The organism is Pseudomonas sp. GM30, assembly GCF_000282275.2.
Classification (GTDB): domain Bacteria; phylum Pseudomonadota; class Gammaproteobacteria; order Pseudomonadales; family Pseudomonadaceae; genus Aquipseudomonas.
The window spans coordinates 233,761-255,013 of record NZ_AKJP02000026.1 but is presented as its reverse complement, the minus strand read 5'-3'; the positions used below and the strand labels follow the sequence as shown (position 1 = coordinate 255,013).

Genomic DNA, 21,253 nt, shown 5'->3' with positions numbered 1-21,253 from the left:
TGTTTGGCTGCCTGCTTAATGTGCAGGCAGCTCGAGGCTGTCCGGGTCGCCAAAAAACATCTGAATCCGCGACCGCAACCAACGCTCCCCCGGATCGTTATCCTGCGACCCGCGCCAAGCCATGTGCAGCTCAAACGTACGCGTCGGTAGCGGCGGATCCTCCGCCCGCACGCCGCCGGCAGCCGTCAAAGCATCAGCGGTGTAATCCGGCACGGTCGCGACGATGTCAGTGCCCGCGAGTAACGTGCTCAAGCCATTGAACTGCGGCACGGCCAGCACCACATGGCGTTTGCGGCCGAGCTTCTCCAGCTCTTCATCGATGAAGCCACTGAGGTCGCCGGCGAACGACACCAGCGCGTGCGGACGTGCGCAGTAGTCATCCAGGCTCAGCGGCCCCGGCACGGTGTCGGCGCGCAGCAGTTTCGGCTGGCTGCGCCGTAGCACCTTGCGCTTGGCGTTGGCCGGCAGGTCGGTGGTGTAGCTGACACCGATGGAGATTTCGCCGGAGGCCAGCAGGCCCGGCATCAATATGTAGTTGACCCGACGCACGACGAGGACGATGCCCGGTGCTTCGGCGCGCAGGCGTTTGAGCAGCATCGGCAGCAGGGCGAATTCGACGTCGTCGGACAATCCGATGCGAAATACCGAAGTGCTGGTGGCGGGGTCGAATTCCGCCGCGCGGCTGACAGCCGTTGAAATCGAGTCGAGCGCCGGGGAGAGCAGGGCGAAGATTTCCACCGCGCGGGCGGACGGTTCCATGCTGCGTCCGGTGCGCACGAACAACGGGTCATCGAACAGGCTGCGCAGGCGCGAGAGTGCCGCACTGATCGCCGGCTGGCCAAGAAACAGCTTCTCGGCGGCGCGGGTCACGCTGCGTTCGTGCATCAACGTTTCGAATACGATCAACAGGTTCAGGTCGACACGACGCAGGTCATTACGATTCATCTGGAGTCCTGGCAGAGTCATCAAGCTTGACGAGAGCGACCATATGAGAACAATGGCCGGCATGAATATTACGGGGAAAGGCTGGTACTCTGCACCGCTAAATTCAGCTTTACCGGGCCGGTTGCGGTATTTTTTCATCGATTTTGCCAATGCCGTTCATACTGCGGAATCAATGACAGGCATGTCGACTATTAATAGCCACTGATAGTCTTGGGTCAAAAGCCCAGATAGAGTTCAGGGCATTAGAGGTTACTTTGACGAGGTTTGCGATGTCCCGCACGATCCGTTTTCACAAGTTTGGTCCGGCCGAGGTGCTCAAATGCGAAGAGCATGCGGCCGCTCAGCCAGGTCCTGGCGAAGTGCAGGTGCGTGTCGAGGCGATCGGCATCAGCTGGTACGACATTCTCTGGCGTCAGAACCTGGCCTCGTCCCAGGCACGCCTGCCGTCCGGTCTCGGCCATGAAATGGCCGGTGTGGTGACCGCCGTCGGTGACGGTGTGGACGATCTGTCGGTGGGCGACAAGGTGGCCAGTTTTCCGGCCGAAAGCCCGAACGACTACCCGGTGTATGGCGAGCAGATCGTGCTGCCACGCACCGCGCTGACCCGCTATCCGGATGTGCTCAGCCCGGTCGAAGCCAGCGTGCATTACACACCGCTGTTGATCGCCTATTTCGCTTATGCCGATCTGGCGCGGGTCAAACCCGGGCAGTTTGCCCTGGTCACTGATGCCAGCCATTGCGCCGGTCCTTCCTTTGTCCAGCTGGGCAAGGCCATGGGTGTACGGGTGATTGCCGCGACGAAAACCGCAGAGGAACGTGAATACCTGCTGTCCCTGGGCGCCGAGAAAGTCATTGTTACCGAGGAAGAAGATCTGTTGATGCGAATCAACAAGATCACTGACAACCGTGGTGTCGATGTGGTGTTCGACGGTCTTGGTGGTCCGCAGATGTCGTTGCTCGGCGATGTGCTCGCACCGCGTGGCAGCCTCGTTCTGTATGGCCTGCAAGGCGGTAATCAGACACCTTTCCCGGCCTGCGCGGCGTTCCAGAAGAACATCCAGTTCTTCGTGCACTGTATCGGTAATTTCACCGGTAAACCCGAGTTGGGCATTGTTCAGGATCACGTCGCCTTGCAACGTGCCCTGCGTGATATCAATCAGTTGACGGCTGACCGCGTGCTGCTGCCACTCAAGACTCGGGTCTTCCCGTTCAACGATTTCGTCGAAGCACACCGCTATATGGACGAATGCCCATGCCGTGAACGGGTCGCCCTGCAGGTCGAACCCGCGTAATTTCCTCCGAACAGAGTCCGTGACCCCCACGGACTCTTGCGTTTTACCCCTCGCAAATAATCAGGCGTACCGAGCATGGTGCGTGGCCGGTTGTACATCTGAACCGGTTTTTGTCTGCCATCTGTATCTTCTAATCGTCATATAAGCCCTGATAATTGAATGATTACTTTCATCTCAAGGAATGAGCCATGTCTGTGCGTTCTGTTTTCCGTTGCGCGTTTAATATGTTCTCTCGTGGGCGATATACCGATTTCTGTTTAATGGCCGTAGGTTATTTCCTATTGTCGTTCTGCTTTTCTTGTACTCAATATTCGTGGGACGCTGTAAGAAGTTTCCTCAGATATTTTTTCTCCCGGAAAAACTCAATGGTGACGGGGGTTTGCGTCACCTAGGGTGGTGGCTCCGCCGACTTCTTCGCGTCAAGTGTTTCAAATAACTACAAAACCATAAGTGTTAGTATTTGATCGTCTATTACTTATTGATGAATTTATTGCGCCAGCGTCATCGCTGATGCGCGATATGAATTTTTTACGCCGGGTAAAGTACTGATGAGCACGATCCATGATCAGGCAATGAACTATGTCTACCAGCAAGTATTGCAGCGTCTGTTGAGTTTCTTTTCCAGAGCCGAACGGACAGCGCTGCAATTGCTGATTCAACGGCTGGTGGTCGCCGCCGGAGGAATGGAGCGCATGGGTGACTACAAGGTCATGGTGACACCGTCCGGTACCCGTGACAGTTGCTACACCCTGGCGCTGCTGCGCGCCGCGCAGCTGAGTATCGCCGGCCGCGCACCGGCCACTTTTCAGTTGCGTGTGGCCATGTTGCGCAGGAGCGAATCGGGGGCGGCATCCAGCAATATGCACCGCAGTTTCGCTGCCCTGTTCCTGTATGACGACCCGCGTGTCGAGTTGCTGATGGTGGATCATCGTCACGTGTTGCCATTCGATCACCTGGCGCCACCTGACAAGGACAGTACGCAAGCCAATCGCACCAACCTGCTGATGATGGGGCATCGACGGGCCTGGGACGAGAAGCTCGAGTTGTGGGACGACGCCTGCCTGGCCTGGGCGGAGTTTTGCGGGCAGATCGCTCGCTGGGGCAACGGTGTTGATGCCTGGGTGGCGAGTGAGTCGTTGCGACGCCAGAAACAATTCATCGACAACCTCGATCGTGCGGTGCAAAAGGCAGGCATCGGTGCGCTACCGCCAAATACTGGGACATTCGATGAATTGTTCGCCTTGCTCGACGGGCTGGGAGGGGACTTGTACCGCGGTTTTTACGCCGAAGCCGAACGGTTGTGCTGGCGTCCCGAGGACAGTTTCGAGTCCTGCCGCCGCACCACGTTTGTCGACATTCACGACATGGCGGTGGGCAACCTGGAAGAGCGCTGGCCGCTGCTCAGCGAGTTTCTCGGGTTCCAGGCCGAGGAATGGGTGTTCCACCAGGGTGGGGGCGAATACGCCGACCCGTTGATCGAGGCCCATTTGCGCGGGCTGGAGGCCGAGTTCGTCGATGGCCGCAGCTATGAAGCCGGGTTTTCGCAACATGTTCAGCACATGCTGGTGACGATGCAGCAGCAACGGGTTCCGGAAGCGGTATGCGAGCAGATGATTGCCCGATTGGGACAGCCACCAGCGCTTGATGAGCTGCGCGAGTCGGCGGCGAACTGCATTCAAACGACGTACGGCTTGAATGAAACCCAATGGGTCTGCCTGTTGTTCTCGCCGTTTATCAACCGTGGAGCCAGCCTCGAACGGTTCCTGCGCAGCTGTCATCCCGGCATGTTGGTGGCGATGCCCGATCTGCATCGTGCCATGCAGGGGCTGCACGGCCCGGAGCAAGTGCTGCAATGGATGACGGATGTCAGCGGATTGCCGGTCAGGCTGATCTGTCGTCTCTACGCCATGGAGTCATTGCCGGTGCGCGGGGCCGGTCTGCACGCAACGGATACCGCACTGCAAACTGCAAGACCTGATGGTATCGACGCCAGCATGGGTGACCGGTCAGCGGAACGTTGAGGTGAGTGATCAACTTTTCGCCGCATCGGTGTCAATGGTATTGGGCTCATGAAAGCAGCACGGGAGTCGGGTTTCGCTTATCAGGCCGTCTATCGCTACTTGATACGATTGATCGCGGATTCGGCCGAAGCAGGCAACCTCAGGCTGCCGTCACTGCGGCAGTTGGCAGATCGCCTGAACGTATCGATCTCGACCATTCAATACGCGTATTCGCTGCTGGAGAAAGAAGGGCGGGTCTATTCCGTCGCCAAGTCCGGGTACTACGCCCAAGCGGTTGTCGGGCTGACACCTCAGGCCGTTGGCAACGATCTGCTTGAGGCGCTTTACGTCAATGCGCGACGCCCGGGGATGCGCTTGTTGAGCGCAGAAGATCCGGTTTCAGTGCAATCGCTGGACAGTCCATTGCTGTTGCTGGAACGCGAACTGCTGCGTCAGTACCCCCGCAAGCCGCCGTTGCTCGATCAGCCCTGCGGTGAGCTGGAGTTGCGCGCCGTCCTCGCGGCTCGTTACACCACCTCGCCGAGACAGTGCTGGCACGCCGAGGATGTCTATATCGGCGCGGATTTGCGCGGAGTACTGGAGATCCTGGTGGCTGTTCTGCAGCTCAAACACGCCACCATTCTGGTCGAGTCGCCCTGTGACTGGGTGATATTGCGATTGCTGCAGGCGGCAGAGGTGCGGGTGATCGAACTGCCGTTGCAGGCCTGTGGAGGGTTGGAACCGCAACGCCTGGAAGCACTGCTCAACACTGAAAACGTACGGTTGATTCTGCTGTCTTCGGGCTTGTCCATGCCGCGCGGTACGCAGGCTCCTGCGGAAAACCGCAACATCATCGCCAGCATGCTTGCCGAACATGGCACCTGGGTGCTGGAAAACGATTGCTACGGCGAGCTTGTTGAGGCCTTGGACGGCGAGCGTTTGCGTGATCGGCTGGATCCCGACCGGCTGTTGATCTTCTCTACATTCGAGAAAACCATCGGCATCGAGGCGCCTTACGGGTTCGTACTGTCGCGCCAATGGAAAAGCGAACTGTTGCGGCATTTTCTGATGCGCTCGTTCCGACTGTCACCCATCCGCCAGAAGGCGATTGCCCGACTGTACGCAAACGGTCGGGTTGATCAGCATCTGAATGTGCTGCGCCGGCTGCTCAAGGAGCGTCGAACCCCGATGATCCACTTGCTGCGCGAGCGCTTGGGTGATGCGCTGCAGGTTGTCGAGCCGCAGGGCGGTGCGACGGTCTGGGTGCGGGCGCTGCGTCCGGTGGAGATGCGCGATGTGTTTCAGCGCCTGCTCAGGCAACAGGTATTGATCGCGCCGGGCGAACTGTTCAGCTTGCAGGGATTGCACCGTCGTCATCTGCGCCTGAACCTGCTGGATCATGGCGAAACCGGGTTGGTCGGAGCGATCGCCCTGTTGGGTGATGCACTGCGGCTGGCACCGCTTGAATGAACGTTGAAATCTGTCGGATAGATCCCGTCGCGCTGCGGTCAAACTGCCAGTAAACTGCGCTGTATTTCCTGAACCACTCTATTTCAGAGGTTTTGCATGACTATCAGTCCTTTTGCGGGCAAACCGGCACCGGCAGAATTGTTGGTCGATATCCCGCGACTGGTAACGGCTTATTACACCGGCCAACCGGACGCTTCGATTTCCACCCAGCGTGTGGCGTTTGGTACTTCCGGTCACCGCGGCAGCTCTTTCGATCTGAGTTTCAATGAATGGCACGTTCTGGCAATCAGCCAGGCGATCTGCCTGTACCGCGAAGCCCAGGGCATCGATGGCCCGTTGTTCGTCGGTATCGACACCCATGCGCTGTCGACCCCGGCCGGCGCCAGTGCGCTGGAGGTGCTGGCGGCCAATGGCGTGACCGTGATGATCGCCGAAGGTGACGAATACACGCCGACACCTGCGGTTTCACATGCAATTCTCTGCTACAACCGTGGCCGCACCTCGGGCCTGGCCGACGGCATTGTGATTACGCCGTCGCACAACCCGCCACAAAGCGGGGGTTACAAATACAACCCTACCAACGGTGGCCCGGCCGATACCCACATCACCAAGTGGATCGAAGCCAAGGCCAACGAACTGCTGGCCAACAAACTGGCGGGTGTCAAACGCATCAGCTACGAGCAGGCGCTCAAGGCCAGCACCACCCACCGTCATGACTATCTGAACACTTACGTCGCTGACCTGATCAATGTGATCGACTTCGATGCCATCCGTGATGCCAAGCTGCGTCTGGGCGTAGACCCGTTGGGCGGAGCAGGGGTGCGCTACTGGTCGGCGATTGCCGAGCATTACCGTCTCGATCTGGATGTGGTGAACAAGCAGGTCGATCCGACTTTCCGCTTCATGACGGTCGACTGGGATGGGCAGATTCGCATGGACCCGTCGTCCAGCCATGCCATGCAAGGTTTGATCGGCCTCAAGGAACGTTACGACGTGGCCTTCGCCTGCGACCCGGATCACGATCGTCATGGCATCGTCACCCCGTCGGGTGGTCTGCTGGCACCGAACAACTATCTGGCGGTGTCCATCGACTATTTGTTCCAGAACCGTCCGCAATGGCGCGCCGACGCCGCCGTGGGTAAAACCGTGGTCAGCAGTGGCCTGATCGATCGCGTGGCCAAGCGCCTGGGGCGTCGTCTGTACGAAGTGCCGGTCGGTTTCAAATGGTTTGCCGATGGCCTGTTCGATGGCTCGCTGGGTTTTGGTGGCGAGGAGAGTGCTGGCGCTTCGTTCCTGCGCAAGGATGGCGGCGTCTGGAGCACCGACAAGGACGGTCTGATTCCGGCGTTGCTGGCGGCCGAAATGACCGCGCGTACCGGCCGTGATCCAAGCCAGGCCTATCGCGCCCTGACCGATGAACTCGGCGAACCGTTCTCGGTGCGCGTCGATGCCAAAGCCAACCCTGAGCAGAAAGCCCTGCTGAGCAAGCTGTCGCCGGAGCAAGTGACGTCGACCGAGCTGGCAGGCGAGAAGATTCAGAGCATTCTCAGCCATGCGCCGGGCAACGATCAGGCCATTGGTGGTCTGAAGGTGATGACCGAAAACGGCTGGTTCGCCGCGCGTCCTTCCGGCACCGAAGACATCTACAAGATCTACGCCGAAAGCTTCATTGGCGACGACCACCTCAAGCAGCTGGTGGCTGAAGCGCAAACGCTGGTGGATGGCGCAATCAGCACCAAGTGATCTTCAGGGAGGTGAGTTCTTCCTGTGGTGAGGGGATTTATCCCCGATGGACTGCGTAGCAGTCCGCTCCATTGAAAAGAAGGCCGCTTTGCGGCCTATCGGGGATGAATCCCCTCGCCACAAAAGCTGCAAAAAAGGGGCGACCATGACGGTCGCCCCTTTTTTTACCTGCATATCAGGCGATCAAGCCAGATCCACCAAGACGATTTCGCTGTCTTCCAGCGCCGTCACCGTGAGCACCAACTCATGCTCAACGGCAACACCGTCTCGAGCTTGTGCGCGCAAGCCATTGACTTCAATCACCCCGGTGGCGGGTACCAGATAGGCTCGACGCCCGGCATCCAACTGATACTCAGCGGTTTCTCCCGCCTTGAGATTGGCTGCGACCAAACGCGCATCGCCGCGAATGCGCAGGCTCTGGTCGTCGCCATCCTTGCCGCTGGCCAGGGTCACGAAGCCTTCGCGCTGACCTTTGGGGAACGGTTTGGCACCCCATGAAGGTGGCGCGCCAGTTTCCGTCGGCAGAATCCAGATCTGAAAGATTCGGGTCTCTTTGTCTTCCAGGTTGTACTCGCTGTGAGCGATGCCGGTACCGGCGCTCATGACCTGCACGTCGCCGGCTTCAGTGCGTCCCTTGTTGCCAAGGTTGTCCTGGTGGGTAATCGCACCTTCACGCACGTAGGTGATGATTTCCATGTCGCGGTGCGGGTGCAGCGGGAAACCGGTGCCGGCGGCGATCACGTCATCGTTCCACACCCGCAGATTGCCCCAGTTCATGCGTTGCGGATCGTAGTATTCGGCGAACGAAAAGTGGTGATGGGCATCCAGCCAGCCGTGGTGAGCGCCGCCCAGCGTGTTGAAAGGTCTGAGTTCAAGCATGATCGTCTCCTCAAAAGGTTCGTCATGGGGCGTAACGCCAGAGCCACGAAGCGAGACCGTCGGTTAATGACGGGCATCATCCATCAGTCAACCATCGAGAAAAAGCGTAAAAAGTGCGGCATTCTCATCGAATTCGTTGATGGGAAACCGGCTCGAAACGATCTCACCCAACTTTCAGTTCATCGCCTAAACCAATGACCTGTAAGCATTTCGCTAGAACTCACGGGCAAATACGGCCACCATAGCACCCAACAGCCTCACACACTGGAGCCCCTCAGCGTGGCGCAACACACTCCCGATCTTCCTCCCGATCTTCCTCCCGAACTTCGTCCATTGGCCGAGATGCCATGGTTCAAGCGGCTGGCCGCGCGCTTCTTCGGCCATGGCCTGACGCGTTTGCGCGCCCAGCACCGTGCCTCATGGCTACACGGCCAGGCTGACGGTTTTCGCAGCGGCCACACTGCGGGTGTCGAGTACGGTTTCAAGGAGGGAAAACTTGAAGGGCTGGAGGAAGGTCGCCAGGTTCTATTGATTCGCGACAGCCGCAGCACCGAGCATCGTCCGCCGAACGTCGACAACCATTTGTTCGACGACTGGCGTTTGCCACTCAGCGCCGAGCTGAAGAAACGCATGAAAGCCGACGTAGCGCGCCTGCTGCCCGCGCATGCCCAGCCAAGCCTCGCACAATGGAAGATGATCTTCAGCGACACTCCCTCGACTTCGGTGATCGCCGGGGCCGGGGCAGGCAAGTCGACCACGCTGGTGCTGCGAATCCTGTTGCTCACGCATTATCTGGGCTTTGAGCTGGATTCGATGACCGTGGTGACCTTCACCCGCGAGTCGCGCAAGGATTTCATCAATAAGCTGATCGAGATGTTCGCGCTGTGGGGCCAACCGTTAAGCCTGAAACAGGCGCGGGAGCTGGTGCGCACCTTTCACTCACGCATTCTGCCGATGGTCCGTAGCCTGCCGGGGTTCGAACGCTTGCAGGCTTTTGAAAATCTCAGCAATCGGCCACAAGGCGCTGATGAGGAGGTCGACAGCAACCCGTTCGATCTGCGCATCAATGATGCCCAGCGCCAGCAGCTCAACGCTTGCTACCACCGGTTATTCAATGATGACGAGCGTTTCCGCCAGTTGATTCAGCCATTGGCCAAGGCGGGTTTGCAGCTCAAGGAACTGGAGCGCGATCATCCTGACGTGCAAAAGCGCGTAGCAGTGACCGAGCTGGCGGCCAAGCGCGACGAGGAGCTGTGCGACGCCATCGAAGACCTGTGGTTTCGTGCCGGTGTCTGGCCGATCAAAGGCATCGAACCCAGCCGTCAGACCTTCGAGATCAATGGGTCGACCTTTCACTGCCATGGCTATATTCCCAGCCTTGATGCCTGGGTGGTGCTCGGCTTCGATCCCCGGGAAAACCCGCAGATCTGTCGCCCCAATGCCAAACTCAGCGTGCGCGCTGAATGGGCTGTGAAGCGCACCCTGTTTCAAGCTTTCTGTCGTAAGCCATTGATTTGGTTGGATGGCTACGAAACATCAAAGCGGGTTTTGTCGACATTGGCCGGCGACGCGAGCGCCGGTCCAGGCTTCGATTACAAGGTCAAAGGTGAGCTGGTCTCGGCGCCGCTGCTGGACTGTTTTGTCGCGGCGGCCGGATTCATCGAAAACCTTGGCCTGGACGTGCCGGACGCCGTTGGCCGCATGAGTTTTGCCAAGGACGATCCCGACCGGTTTTTCTTCGAAGCGCTGAGCCTGTTCTGGCGTGCTCTTGAAGATCATCTGCTCGATCAGAAGCCGCCGGTGATGACCTACAATCGAATGTTTGCGCTGTTCAGCGAGCACTCGCCGGAGAACCTGAAGCTGCTGAGTGATGAGCTGCTGCGACCGATGTCGCATCTGATGATTGACGAGTTTCAGGACGTATCGCCGCAGATCGTTTCGTGGATCCGCGCCAGCCTGGCGGAAATACGCAGTCGTGGCCCGGCAATGCATGTCGGGCGGGGTGCGCAGCGTTCGTCGTTGCTGTGCGTCGGTGATGACTGGCAGTCGATTTACGGGTGGCGCGGCAGCTCGCCGAGTTACTTCATGGAGTTCAACAAGGAATTCCCGTCACCAGCCACCACGCGAGTGATGCTCAGCGACAACTATCGCAGCCATCAGCACATCATTGATGCTGCGGAACACATCGTCCGCGCAGCGCCGGCATTTCCCGGCAAGAAGGCCAAGGCCAGCGGTGCCCCCAAGGCATTGCAGCCAGTCAATGTGCTGGAACGCGATGATCAGGCGTTGGGGCAGCGCCTGGCTGAACATTACAATCGCGGCGATTCAATCTTGATGCTTTATCGAAAAAGCAGTGATAAATCATTGATTGAACAGCATATTCAGCCCGTAGTTAATGTGGATTCGAGCTTGCCGTACGAAGCCCGGCGCCTTAAGCAGCTCACCTACCACAGCGCCAAGGGTCTGCAAGCCGATGCAGTGTTTCTGCTGGGTGACTGCCAGCATCTGACCAGTTCGCCCTACAAGAATCAGGTGTACCGCATGGCCGGGCTGGGCAAGGCTGGCGACAGCGAGCCTTATGACTCGGCGCAGAAGGACGAGATCCTGCGGCTGGCCTACGTTGGCATCACCCGGGCGGTCAGCCATTGCTACTGGTATGTCGAGCCGCAGGACACCCAGGCAGTCAACATGCCCAGAGCGTCTGACCGCGTAGCCCAAGGCAAGGCGTTCTTCGTCGATCAGCGAAAACAGCCGCAAACCGCGTAGCACGCACGCGCAAAAAAGCCCGCCGGAATTGGCGGGCTTTTTTATTAAAAACAGCAGGTTAAGCGTAACTCCTGAAGGATTCGGGAGGAATGAAAGCCTCCAGTTCATCTTCCACCGCTTCGATAATGCGCTCGACGTCTGCCGCGTTCATCACCGTGGCACACGGAATGCCGGCGATGGCGATCATGGTTTCGCCGCTGGCACGATCAAACAGACGAGCAATCATGCTGCCCGGTGCATCCATCGTCGCTTCGAAACCCATGGGATGAAAATGCCAGCGCATCAGCTGGCACGCGTTAGGGAACGTGACTTTACTGGAACCTTTATTCATGTGTTGCCCGCCTTCTTCATCGAGCGCTTCCGTTTGCTCATGTTAGGTGGGAAGAGCCTTCATTGGCTCAACCGGTCAGTGAGGTTAAAAGTAGCATCCGCATGTGAATTTTCCGTGAGATTTTTCAGTTCATTTTGCGATTGCTTCGCATTTTTTGATGTAAGTCACGCCTTGAACAGTCATCGCCAAAAGGCCACTACGGTTTGCTCGTTGATCGTTTGGATGAAGTTGGGCAAGCTCGGTTCTTTTGCTCAGAGCCCTTTATGCACGCCGACGATGACGGCCCAGAACAGACCCCGGCCACGGCTGCCACGGTCATGCGTTACCACCTGAGCTGGAAACACCGTGATCTGGACAGCGTCATGGCGCTGTATCACCCGGACGTCCAGTACAACGATTTCTTCCAGAACCGGATCCTCGGCCTCGACGAATTGCGTGAGTACGTGCGCGTGAGCATGCCGCGAGAATCCGACGAAGCGCTGGAGCATTGCGACCGGATTCGCGTGGATGGCAACACCGCGTTCATTCAGTACGAAGTGACCCTGCGCGGCGGCGACGGGCTGGTGTCGTTCCGTTCCAGCGAAGCGATCACGGTCAAGGACGGATTGATCTGGCGGGTCAACGAATACGCTTCGCTGGTTCGCGCACAAACCAATGGCGCCGCCGCACCGAGTGAGCGCCCGGCGGTGAGTCGCCTGGGGCTGTCACCGCGCCAGATCAGTTTCATGGCCGAAGACCTGCAGCAGTACTTCGAACGCCAGCAACCGTATCTCGACCCGGAACTGGACCTGCAACGGGTGGCGAAGGAGTGCGGATACAGTCGTAATCAGATTTCCTACCTGCTCAATCAGGTGCTGGGTCAGAGCTTTTACCGCTACGTCAATCAGGCGCGCCTGCAGCACTTGCTCAAGTCGCTGGATCAGGCCACGCCACCGCTGCGTATCGACGAACTGGCGTTTGCCGCCGGTTTCAACTCGCTGTCAGCGTTCTACAGTTGTTTCCGCCAACACACCGGTCAGTCGCCGAAGGCCTACGCCAAACAAATTTCTTTGCGGGCACGCGCGCAAGACAGTCATTGAAGTCACGCACTAGGATCGACGCCATCGAAGGTTTTCAGTGGCGGAGTCTTGCATGCCGGCGTGGCGCACTATCAGTTTGTGGATGGATCAACTCGACGAGCCGCTCACCGCGCGGCCGGCGCTGGAGCAGGATCTGGATGTCGACGTGGCCATCATCGGCGCCGGTTACACCGGGCTGTGGACCGCGTACTACCTGAAAAAACTCGCTCCGGGTCTGGATATCGCCATCGTCGAGGCGCAAACCGCCGGATTCGGTGCGTCCGGGCGCAATGGCGGCTGGCTGATGGGCAACCTGCTGGGCGAGGATCGACTGCTCGCCGGGCTCTCTCCAGAACAGCGCCGCGCCTCGTTTGATCTGCTGCACAGCATCCCGGATGAAGTGGAAGTTGTCCTCGAACGTGAGGGCATTCACTGCGATTACCGCAAGGGCGGGGTGCTGTACTGCGCCGCCCGCTACCCGGAGCAGGAAGCCAGCCTGCGCGAATACCTCGACAAACTGCACGCCCAGGGCCTGACCGACAACGATTACCGCTGGCTGAGCCCCGAGCAACTGGCGCAACAGATTCGCGTGGCGAAACCCTACGGCGGCATCTATGCGCCGCACGTGGCGACCATTCACCCGGCGAAGCTGGTGCGCGGTCTGGCGCGTACCGTGCAGAACATGGGCGTGAAGATCTACGAAAACAGCCCCGTAACGCATTGGCAGTCCGGCAGTTTGCGCACGGCCAGGGCCAGTGTGCGCAGTCGCTGGATCGTGCCGGCGGTCGAAGGCTATTCGGTCACGCTGCCACCGTTGGGTCGCTATCAGCTGCCGGTGCAAAGCCTGATTGTCGCCACCGAACCATTGTCGGCAGCGACCTGGGACGAAATCGGCCTCAACCGGGGTCAGGCGTTCAGCGAGTTCAGCCGTCAGGTCACCTATGGCCAGCGCAGTGCCGACAATCGCCTGATCTTCGGCGCCCGCGGCGGTTATCAGTTCGCCGGCAAGTTGCGCCATAACTTCGATCTGACCCGTGATGAAGTCGAGTTGCGGCGTTATCTGTTCGGCGAACTGTTCCCGCAACTGAAAAACGTGCAGATCACTCACGCCTGGGGCGGCAACCTCGGCATGTCGCGGCACTTCAAGCCGCACGTGCTCTGCGATCGCGCCAATGGCATCGCGCTGTCCGGCGGCTATGGCGGGGAGGGTGTGGGGGCCAGCAATCTCGGCGGTCGCACCCTGGCCGATCTGATTCTCGAGCGTGACACCGAGCTGGTGCATCAGCCGTGGGTGCTGCCGGACGGCGGGATTCACGCGCTGCGCGCCTGGGAACCGGAGCCGTGCCGCTGGCTGGGCTACAACGCGATCATCAAAAGCTTTGTCCACGAAGACCAGACCCTGGCCAATCCGGCCAGCGCACCGTGGCGGCGCAAGCTGGCCAGTCAGGTCGCGGGCTTCATGGAAGGTTTCATGCACTAACCGCCGTTTTCTTCACAAGACAGGTCTCACCATGAGCATTACGCAGTTCAAGAACACCGCCAGCCTGCAACTGGATGAATCCAACCCGGTCGCCGTGCCAATCGGCGAGCCGGTCGCGATTGCCTCGACCACCAGCGTCGAGCGCGATGACGGCGTCGAAACCGGCGTCTGGGAATGCACCCCGGGGCGCTGGCGCCGGCAGATCACCGCGCAGGAGTTCTGTCATTTCATTTCTGGCCGCTGCACGTTCACCCCGGACGATGGCAGCGAAACCCTGCACATACAAGGTGGCGACGCACTGATGTTGCCGGCCAACACGCTCGGCATCTGGGATATCCAGGAGACCGTGCGCAAGACCTACGTCCTTATTTTCTGATTGTTTGATCCTTTGATTGCCTGCCAACAAAAATAGCCACTACAGGAATCACCTCATGATCCAGAAAACCCTTGCTCTGGCGCCGCTGCTGCTGGTCGCCTCCATTAGCCATGCCGCCGAAACGGTGAAGATTTACAACTGGTCCGACTACATCGCGCCGGACACCACGAAAAACTTCCAGAAAGACACCGGCATCGGCGTCACCTATGACGTCTACGACAGCAACGAAACCCTCGACGGCAAGTTGATGACCGGCAAATCCGGGTACGACGTGGTGTTCCCGTCCAACCACTTCATGGCCCGGCAGATCCAGGGCGGGGCGCTGAAGAAGCTCGACAAGAGCCAGTTACCGAACTGGAAGAACCTCAGCCCGGTATTGCTCAAGGCCTTGCAGGTCAACGATCCGAACAATGAGCATGGTTTCCCGTACCTGTGGGGCAGCACCGGTATCGGCTACAACATCGCAAAGGTCAAAGCGGTGCTGGGTGACAACGCGCCAGTGGATTCCTGGGACCTGATCTTCAAGCCCGAATACATGGAAAAACTGCAGAAGTGCGGCGTGGCGATTCTCGATAACGGCCCGGAACTGCTGCCGGCAGCGCTGAATTACCTGGGCTTGCCGCCGCACAGCAAGAACCCCGAGGACTACAAGAAAGCCGAAGCCTTGCTGATGAAAGTGCGGCCGTATGTCAGTTACTTCCATTCCTCGAAGTACACCAGCGACCTGGCCAATGGCGATATCTGCGTGGCGGTCGGTTTTTCCGGTGACATCCTGCAAGCGGAAAACCGCGCCAAGGAGGCGAAGAACGGTATCGACATCGGCTATGCGATTCCCAAGGAAGGCGCCGCCATCTGGTTCGACATGGTCGCCATGCCCGCCGATGCACCGGACGAGAAGGCCGGTTATGCGTTCATGAACTACCTGCTGCGTCCGGACGTGATGGCCGGCATCAGCAATTACGTGCACTACGCCAATGGCAACCAACAGGCCGATGGTCTGATCGATCCGGCAATCAAGGGTGACACCAAGGTCTATCCGAGCCCGGAGATGATGGGCAAGCTGTTCGCGCTTGAGGCCATGCCGCTGAACATTGACCGGATCCGCACGCGGGTGTGGAACAAGATTCGCACCGGTAGCTAAGCCAACCCCAAACCCTGTAGGAGCTGCCGAAGGCTGCGATCTTTTGATCTTGCAACCCCAAAGATCGCAGCCTCGTTCCAATCGACAGCTCCTACAGGAATAGGGGATCAGGCCTTATTAAATAGTTGATATCAATACACTGGCATCGCACTAATAGAGTGCAGGAAAGTGAGACGTACCCATCAAAAAGCAACTTACCAATATTTAATATTTAAATAGAAAATCGTCAGACAATTGGGCGATGCCTAATCCGTTAAAACAATCTTTCGACCCCGCAGGCTTTGTTTACGGCAGTTTTGCGCAACAGTGCAATTTGATCTCAAAAAAACGCTAGACGACAGATTTCAAATTGTGTCAGGTTTCTTACGCCTTCATTGGGCGAGTGATAGGACGATCTCGCCAGGGATTGTCGCTATCTGACAAAAACTGTTCCATTGCTAAACAAGGAAGTGTGTTTATGTCGAAAGTAAAAGCTAATGCTGTTGATATCACCGCAGACACATTCGTGCCTGTCGGCGCAGCGCAATCTCTGGCTGCGACCAGCTCTGCCTGGAACCAGATCAACAGCTTCAGCCATCAATACGATCGTGGCGGCAACCTCACGGTCAATGGCAAACCCTCCTTCTCGGTGGATCAAGCCGCCACTCAACTGTTGCGCGACGGTGCCTCCTGGCACGACCTCGACAACAGCGGCAAGATCGAACTGACCTACACCTTTCTGACTGCTAAAACCGCTAACTTCAGCGGCCTTGGCGTCACCGGTTTCAGTCAGTTCAGTGCCCTGCAGAAGGCCCAGGCCGTGCTCGCCATGCAATCCTGGGCGGATGTCGCCAACGTTACGTTCACCGAAGCATCCCGCGGTGGCGACGGTCACATGACCTTCGGCAACTACAGCGGCGGCCAGGAAGGCGCGGCGGCGTTTGCGTTCCTGCCAGGTACCGAGCCAGGCTATGACGGTCAGTCCTGGTACCTGACCGGCAGTGGCTATGACGTCAACAAGACCCCGGGCCTGAACAATTACGGGCGTCAAACCCTGACCCATGAAATCGGCCACACCCTGGGCCTGTCTCACCCTGGCGACTACAACGCCGGCGAAGGCAACCCGACTTACAAGGATGCTTCCTACGGGCAAGACACCCGCGGTTACAGCCTTATGAGTTACTGGAGTGAAAGCAACACCGCCCAGAACTTCAGCAAGGGCGGTGTGGAAGCCTATGCCTCCGGCCCGCTGATGGATGACATCGCAGCGATCCAGAAGCTGTACGGCGCCAACCTGAACACCCGTGCCGGTGACACCACCTACGGCTTCAACTCCAACGCCGGGCGCGATTTCCTCAGCGCCTCGTCGTCGAGCGACAAGCTGGTGTTCTCGGTCTGGGATGCGGGCGGCAAGGATACCTTCGACTTCTCGGGTTTCACCCAGAATCAGAAGATCAACCTTAACGAAGCCTCGTTCTCCGACGTTGGCGGCATGATCGGTAACGTGTCCATCGCCAAGGGCGTGACCATCGAGAACGCCATCGGCGGTTCGGGCAACGACCTGCTGATCGGTAACAGTGCGTCCAACGAGCTGAAGGGCGGTGCCGGCAACGACATCATCTACGGCGCCGGTGGTGCGGACAAACTGTGGGGCGGTGCGGGCTCGGACACTTTCGTGTTCGCGTCCAGCTCCGACTCCAAGCCGGGTGCAGTCGATCAGATCCTCGATTTCGTCAGCGGTCTGGACAAAATCGACCTGAGCGCCATCACCAATGGTTCCGGCCTGCACTTTGTCAGCAGCTTCACCGGTTCGGCCGGCGACGCGATCCTGACCTCGTCGGGTGGCAACAGCCTGTTGTCGGTGGACTTCTCCGGGCACGGCGTGGCGGACTTCCAGGTCAGCACCGTGGGCCAGGCAGCGACCAGCGACATCGTGGCGTGATGTGAAACGGGAAAGCGGCGCTTGATGCGCCGCTTTCTTTACTTGCATCGTCCTGGCCGCTGGGCAAGGCTACGTGCCGGAGCGAATTTTCTGATGATCTATAAAGCTTTTCCCTACAAGGCAATGGCGTGGCTTTCGGCGGCGCTGATCATGATTTCTGGAGAAACAACCATGGCAAGCAGCCTCAGACTTGAAGATCCATCGGTGTTTGCCGGGCAATGGCAGGCCGTATTGACTGCAACGGACGACGCCCCGCAGGCGCAGGCATTACAGGACAAGCCGTCGAACACCTGCCTGATTGACCTTGAACCGAACCAGACGCTGGGCAAGGGCGCCGAATGCCTGGGGGCATGGCTTGAGCAAGCGCCGATTGGCTGGTTCCCTGATCCGGACGGCCTGTCAATTACCGGCAAGGAAGGTTCAAGAATCCAGTTCTTCAGCCGACAACGTGATGGGCTTTATCTGAGCACTTTGAAGTCGGGGCTGGTGATTACGCTCACGCGCCATACGCCACAACCGTGAACAGCGGGACCGACTGAGCAGTTGAATATAAGGTTTGATGTTGCAGTTATAAGCAACGGTTCAATGCAACGAATGGCGTTTGAAATGTTGAAAGTTGTTATTGAAGTGTAAATGCAAGTTGCAAGAACCCGTCCGATCTGCGCACGGATAATTATTGGAAGCGTCTCGCCAAAGAATGGCGGGGAAATTATTGCAGGAATAATCAATGAAGATGGCGAAGGCCCCAGCCACCGCTCCCTTATTCAAGGCTTTGGGTGACTATAAAAGCATTCTGATCAGCGTCGGGTGCTTTACCGCACTGATTAACGTGCTGATGCTGGTGCCCTCGATTTATATGCTGCAGGTTTACGACCGCGTGTTGTCTTCGCAGAACGAAACCACCCTGGCCATGTTGTCGTTGATGGTCGTCGGGTTCTTCGCGTTCATCGGCATGCTGGAAGTGGTGCGCAGTTTCATCGTGATCCGCATCGGCAGCCAACTGGAGCGCCGCTTCAACCTGCGGGTGTATCAGGCGGCGTTCGAGCGCAACCTGTTCAAGGGCGAGGGCAACGCCGGGCAATCGCTGGGCGACCTGACCCACATTCGGCAATTCGTCACCGGGCCGGCCCTGTTCGCGTTTTTCGACGCACCGTGGTTCCCGGTCTATCTGTTTGTCATCTACCTGTTCAACGTCTGGCTGGGCGTGCTCGCCACGGCCGGGGCGCTGCTGCTGATCGCTCTGGCATGCCTCAACGAATACATGACCAAGAAACCACTGGGCGAAGCTGCCGGTTACTCGCAGAAGTCCAGCCAACTGGCGACCAGCCACCTGCACAATGCCGAAACCATTCAGGCCATGGGCATGCTCGGCGCGCTGCGCAAGCGCTGGTTCGGTGTGCACTCGCGGTTCCTTGGCCTGCAGAATCAGGCCAGCGACACCGGCGCGGTGATCAGCTCGATCAGTAAAACCCTGCGTCTGTGCCTGCAATCGCTGGTGCTGGGCCTCGGCGCGTTGCTGGTGATCAAGGGCGACATGACCGCCGGGATGATGATCGCCGGTTCGATCCTGATGGGCCGCGTGCTGAGCCCGATCGACCAGTTGATCGCTGTGTGGAAACAGTGGAGCGGGGCGAAGCTGGCCTATCGTCGTCTGGACTCCTTGCTGCAGGCGTTCCCGCCGAGTGACGACGCCATGGCGCTGCCGGCGCCAAAAGGCCAGATTGCCTTTGAGCAAGTCAGTGCCGGCCCTCCGGGGCAGCGCGCGGCGACCCTGCACATGGTCAATTTCGCGATTGGCGCGGGGGAAGTACTGGGTGTGCTCGGTGCCTCCGGTTCCGGCAAGTCGACCCTGGCCCGGGTGCTGGTCGGCGTGTGGCCAACCCTTGGTGGCACCGTGCGTCTGGACGGTGCGGACATCCATCGCTGGAACCGCGACGAGCTCGGCCCGTATATCGGCTACCTGCCACAAGACATCGAACTGTTCAGCGGCAGCATCGCCGAGAACATCGCCCGTTTCAGCGAGGCCAACCCGGAGAAAGTCGTGGCTGCCGCGCAACAGGCCGGCGTGCACGAGATGATTCTGCGGATGCCACAAGGCTACGACACGCAACTGGGCGAGGACGGCAGTGGCCTGTCCGGTGGCCAGAAGCAGCGCGTCGCTCTGGCGCGCGCCATGTATGGCGATCCGAGCCTGGTGGTGCTCGATGAGCCGAACTCCAACCTCGACACCGTCGGTGAAGCCGCGCTGGCCAGCGCCATCGCCCAGCTCAAGGCCAAGGGCACCACTGTGGTTCTGGTGACGCACCGGTCTTCGGTGCTGGCCCAGGCCGACAAGTTGCTGGTGCTCAACGACGGACGCTTGCAGGCCTTCGGCAACAGTCAGGACGTACTCAAGGCGCTGTCCGGCGCCCAGGAACAACAACGGGAAAAATCTGCGCAGGCACCGGGCGGGCTCAGCATGAGCCGGCAGTACCAGCCCACGACAAGGAATTCGGGTGTATGAGCAGCGCCAGCATGAACACTGAAAACGAAGCCTCCATGGAACACGCGTACGTCACCGAGCGCCCGGAGCGCGATGCGAAATTCTTCGCCCGCATGGGCTGGATTCTGGCCATCGTCGGCGCTGGCAGTTTCTTCACCTGGGCCGCACTGGCGCCGCTGGATCAAGGCATTCCGGTGCAAGGCACCGTGGTGGTGTCGGGCAAGCGCAAGGCCGTGCAGTCAATGAGTGCCGGCGTGGTCAGCCGGATCCTGGTGCGCGAAGGCGAGATCGTGAAGCAGGGCCAGCCGCTGTTCCGCCTCGACCAGACCCAGGTCGCGGCCGACGTGCAGTCGCTGCAAGCCCAGTACCGCATGGCCTGGGCCAGCCTCGCGCGCTGGCAGGCCGAGCGCGATAACCTCAAGCAGGTGACCTTTCCGGCCGAGTTGAGCAACGACCCGGATCCGCGTCTGGCGCTGGTCCTTGAAGGCCAGCGTCAACTGTTCAGCAGCCGTCGCGAAGCGTTCTACCGCGAGCAGGCCGGTCTGCGTGCCAGCATCGAAGGTGCCACCGCGCAACTGGCGGGCATGCGCCGCGCCCGCACCGACCTCAACGCCCAGGCCGACTCGCTGCAACAGCAACTGAGCAACCTCCAGCCGCTGGCGGACAACGGCTACATCCCGCGTAACCGCTTGATGGAATACCAGCGTCAGCTGTCGCAAGTGCAGCAGCAACTGGCGGAAAACACCGGTGAAAGCGGCCGGGTGGAGCAGGGCATCCTCGAGTCGCGCCTGAAGCTGCAACAGCATGGCGAGGAATACCAGAAGGAAGTGCGCACCCAACTGGCCGACGCGCAGCTCAAAAGCGTGACCCTGTCGGAGCAACTGACTTCGGCCGGTTTCGACCTGCAACACAGCGAGATCCTCGCCACCGCCGACGGCGTGGCGGTCAACCTCGGCGTGCACACCGAAGGCGCCGTGGTGCGTCAGGGCGAAACCCTGCTGGAGATCGTCCCGCAAGGCACCACCCTGGAAGTCGAAGGGCACTTGCCGATCAACCTGATCGACAAGGTCGGCACGCATCTGCCGGTCGATATCCTGTTCACCGCGTTCAACCAGAGCAAGACCCCGCGTGTACCGGGTGAGGTCAGCCTGATTTCCGCCGACCAGATGGTCGACGAAAAAACCGGCGTGCCGTACTACGTGTTGCGCAGCAGCGTCAGTGATCAGGCGATGGAAAAGCTCCACGGCCTGGTGATCAAGCCCGGTATGCCGGCAGAAATGTTCGTGCGCACGGGCGAACGTTCACTGCTCAACTACCTGTTCAAACCGCTGCTCGATCGGGCCGGCTCCGCGTTGACCGAAGAATAAGG

The 21,253-nt window shown here is 59.2% G+C and carries 16 protein-coding genes; 13 read left to right on the top strand and 3 right to left on the bottom strand.

All coding sequences use genetic code 11. The features are described from left to right. Positions 1-15 precede the first annotated feature (15 nt). Complete coding sequence (locus tag PMI25_RS16805; RefSeq protein ID WP_007963542.1) at positions 16-945, bottom strand: LysR family transcriptional regulator; 930 nt, start codon at positions 943-945, stop codon at positions 16-18. A gap of 269 nt (positions 946-1,214) precedes the next feature. Here PMI25_RS16805 and PMI25_RS16800 point away from each other — a divergent pair, with 269 nt between their 5' ends. The 4 genes from PMI25_RS16800 to pgm all read left to right on the top strand — a co-directional run bounded on the left by PMI25_RS16800 (position 1,215) and on the right by pgm (position 7,450). Continuing rightward, a complete protein-coding gene (locus PMI25_RS16800) occupies positions 1,215-2,237 on the top strand; it encodes a zinc-dependent alcohol dehydrogenase family protein (RefSeq protein WP_007963541.1) in 1,023 nt (340 codons plus the stop codon). Between the two features lie 548 nt (positions 2,238-2,785). Continuing rightward, positions 2,786-4,258, top strand: a complete 1,473-nt coding sequence (locus PMI25_RS16795) for a hypothetical protein (RefSeq protein ID WP_007963540.1) — start codon at positions 2,786-2,788, stop codon at positions 4,256-4,258. Positions 4,259-4,306: 48 nt separating this feature from the next. Further along, positions 4,307-5,707 carry an aminotransferase-like domain-containing protein gene (locus tag PMI25_RS16790; protein WP_007963539.1) on the top strand — a complete coding sequence of 467 codons (1,401 nt, stop codon included), beginning with the start codon at positions 4,307-4,309 and terminating at the stop codon, positions 5,705-5,707. A 96-nt stretch (positions 5,708-5,803) separates the two neighbouring features. After that, a complete protein-coding gene (gene pgm / locus PMI25_RS16785; protein ID WP_007963538.1) occupies positions 5,804-7,450 on the top strand; it encodes a phosphoglucomutase (alpha-D-glucose-1,6-bisphosphate-dependent) in 1,647 nt (548 codons plus the stop codon). A 183-nt stretch (positions 7,451-7,633) separates the two neighbouring features. On the opposite strand, the gene PMI25_RS16780 is transcribed toward pgm, so the two are convergent. Then, positions 7,634-8,329 (bottom strand): pirin family protein, encoded by a 696-nt coding sequence (locus tag PMI25_RS16780; protein ID WP_007963537.1) that lies wholly within the window; start codon positions 8,327-8,329, stop codon positions 7,634-7,636. A gap of 279 nt (positions 8,330-8,608) precedes the next feature. Between PMI25_RS16780 and PMI25_RS16775 the strand changes: the two genes are divergently transcribed. Continuing rightward, the gene (locus PMI25_RS16775; RefSeq protein WP_007963536.1) at positions 8,609-11,095 is read left to right on the top strand and encodes a UvrD-helicase domain-containing protein; all 2,487 of its coding nucleotides are present in this window, start codon (positions 8,609-8,611) and stop codon (positions 11,093-11,095) included. A 58-nt stretch (positions 11,096-11,153) separates the two neighbouring features. Here PMI25_RS16775 and PMI25_RS16770 read toward each other — a convergent pair whose 3' ends face one another. After that, complete coding sequence (locus PMI25_RS16770) at positions 11,154-11,426, bottom strand: DUF1652 domain-containing protein (protein ID WP_007963535.1); 273 nt, start codon at positions 11,424-11,426, stop codon at positions 11,154-11,156. 263 nt (positions 11,427-11,689) lie between these two features. On the opposite strand from PMI25_RS16770, the gene PMI25_RS16765 reads away from it, so the two are divergent. The 8 genes from PMI25_RS16765 (at position 11,690) to PMI25_RS16730 (ending at position 21,251) form a co-directional block, all read left to right on the top strand. Then, a complete protein-coding gene (locus tag PMI25_RS16765) occupies positions 11,690-12,505 on the top strand; it encodes a helix-turn-helix domain-containing protein (RefSeq protein WP_007963532.1) in 816 nt (271 codons plus the stop codon). A gap of 52 nt (positions 12,506-12,557) precedes the next feature. After that, a complete protein-coding gene (locus tag PMI25_RS16760) occupies positions 12,558-13,964 on the top strand; it encodes an NAD(P)/FAD-dependent oxidoreductase (RefSeq protein ID WP_007963531.1) in 1,407 nt (468 codons plus the stop codon). Positions 13,965-13,995: 31 nt separating this feature from the next. Next, positions 13,996-14,340, top strand: a complete 345-nt coding sequence (locus tag PMI25_RS16755; RefSeq protein ID WP_007963530.1) for a cupin domain-containing protein — start codon at positions 13,996-13,998, stop codon at positions 14,338-14,340. A gap of 55 nt (positions 14,341-14,395) precedes the next feature. Continuing rightward, positions 14,396-15,481, top strand: a complete 1,086-nt coding sequence (locus PMI25_RS16750; protein WP_007963529.1) for a polyamine ABC transporter substrate-binding protein — start codon at positions 14,396-14,398, stop codon at positions 15,479-15,481. Positions 15,482-15,938: 457 nt separating this feature from the next. Then, positions 15,939-17,402 (top strand): serralysin family metalloprotease, encoded by a 1,464-nt coding sequence (locus PMI25_RS16745; protein ID WP_007963528.1) that lies wholly within the window; start codon positions 15,939-15,941, stop codon positions 17,400-17,402. Between the two features lie 93 nt (positions 17,403-17,495). Then, a complete protein-coding gene (locus tag PMI25_RS16740) occupies positions 17,496-17,924 on the top strand; it encodes an AprI/Inh family metalloprotease inhibitor (protein ID WP_160165323.1) in 429 nt (142 codons plus the stop codon). A gap of 205 nt (positions 17,925-18,129) precedes the next feature. Then, positions 18,130-19,905, top strand: coding sequence for a type I secretion system permease/ATPase (locus PMI25_RS16735; protein ID WP_007963526.1), 1,776 nt, complete (start codon positions 18,130-18,132; stop codon positions 19,903-19,905). After that, positions 19,902-21,251, top strand: a complete 1,350-nt coding sequence (locus tag PMI25_RS16730; protein ID WP_007963525.1) for an HlyD family type I secretion periplasmic adaptor subunit — start codon at positions 19,902-19,904, stop codon at positions 21,249-21,251. The genes PMI25_RS16735 and PMI25_RS16730 overlap by 4 nt, the downstream gene beginning before the upstream one ends. The last annotated feature ends 2 nt before the right edge of the window (positions 21,252-21,253 follow it).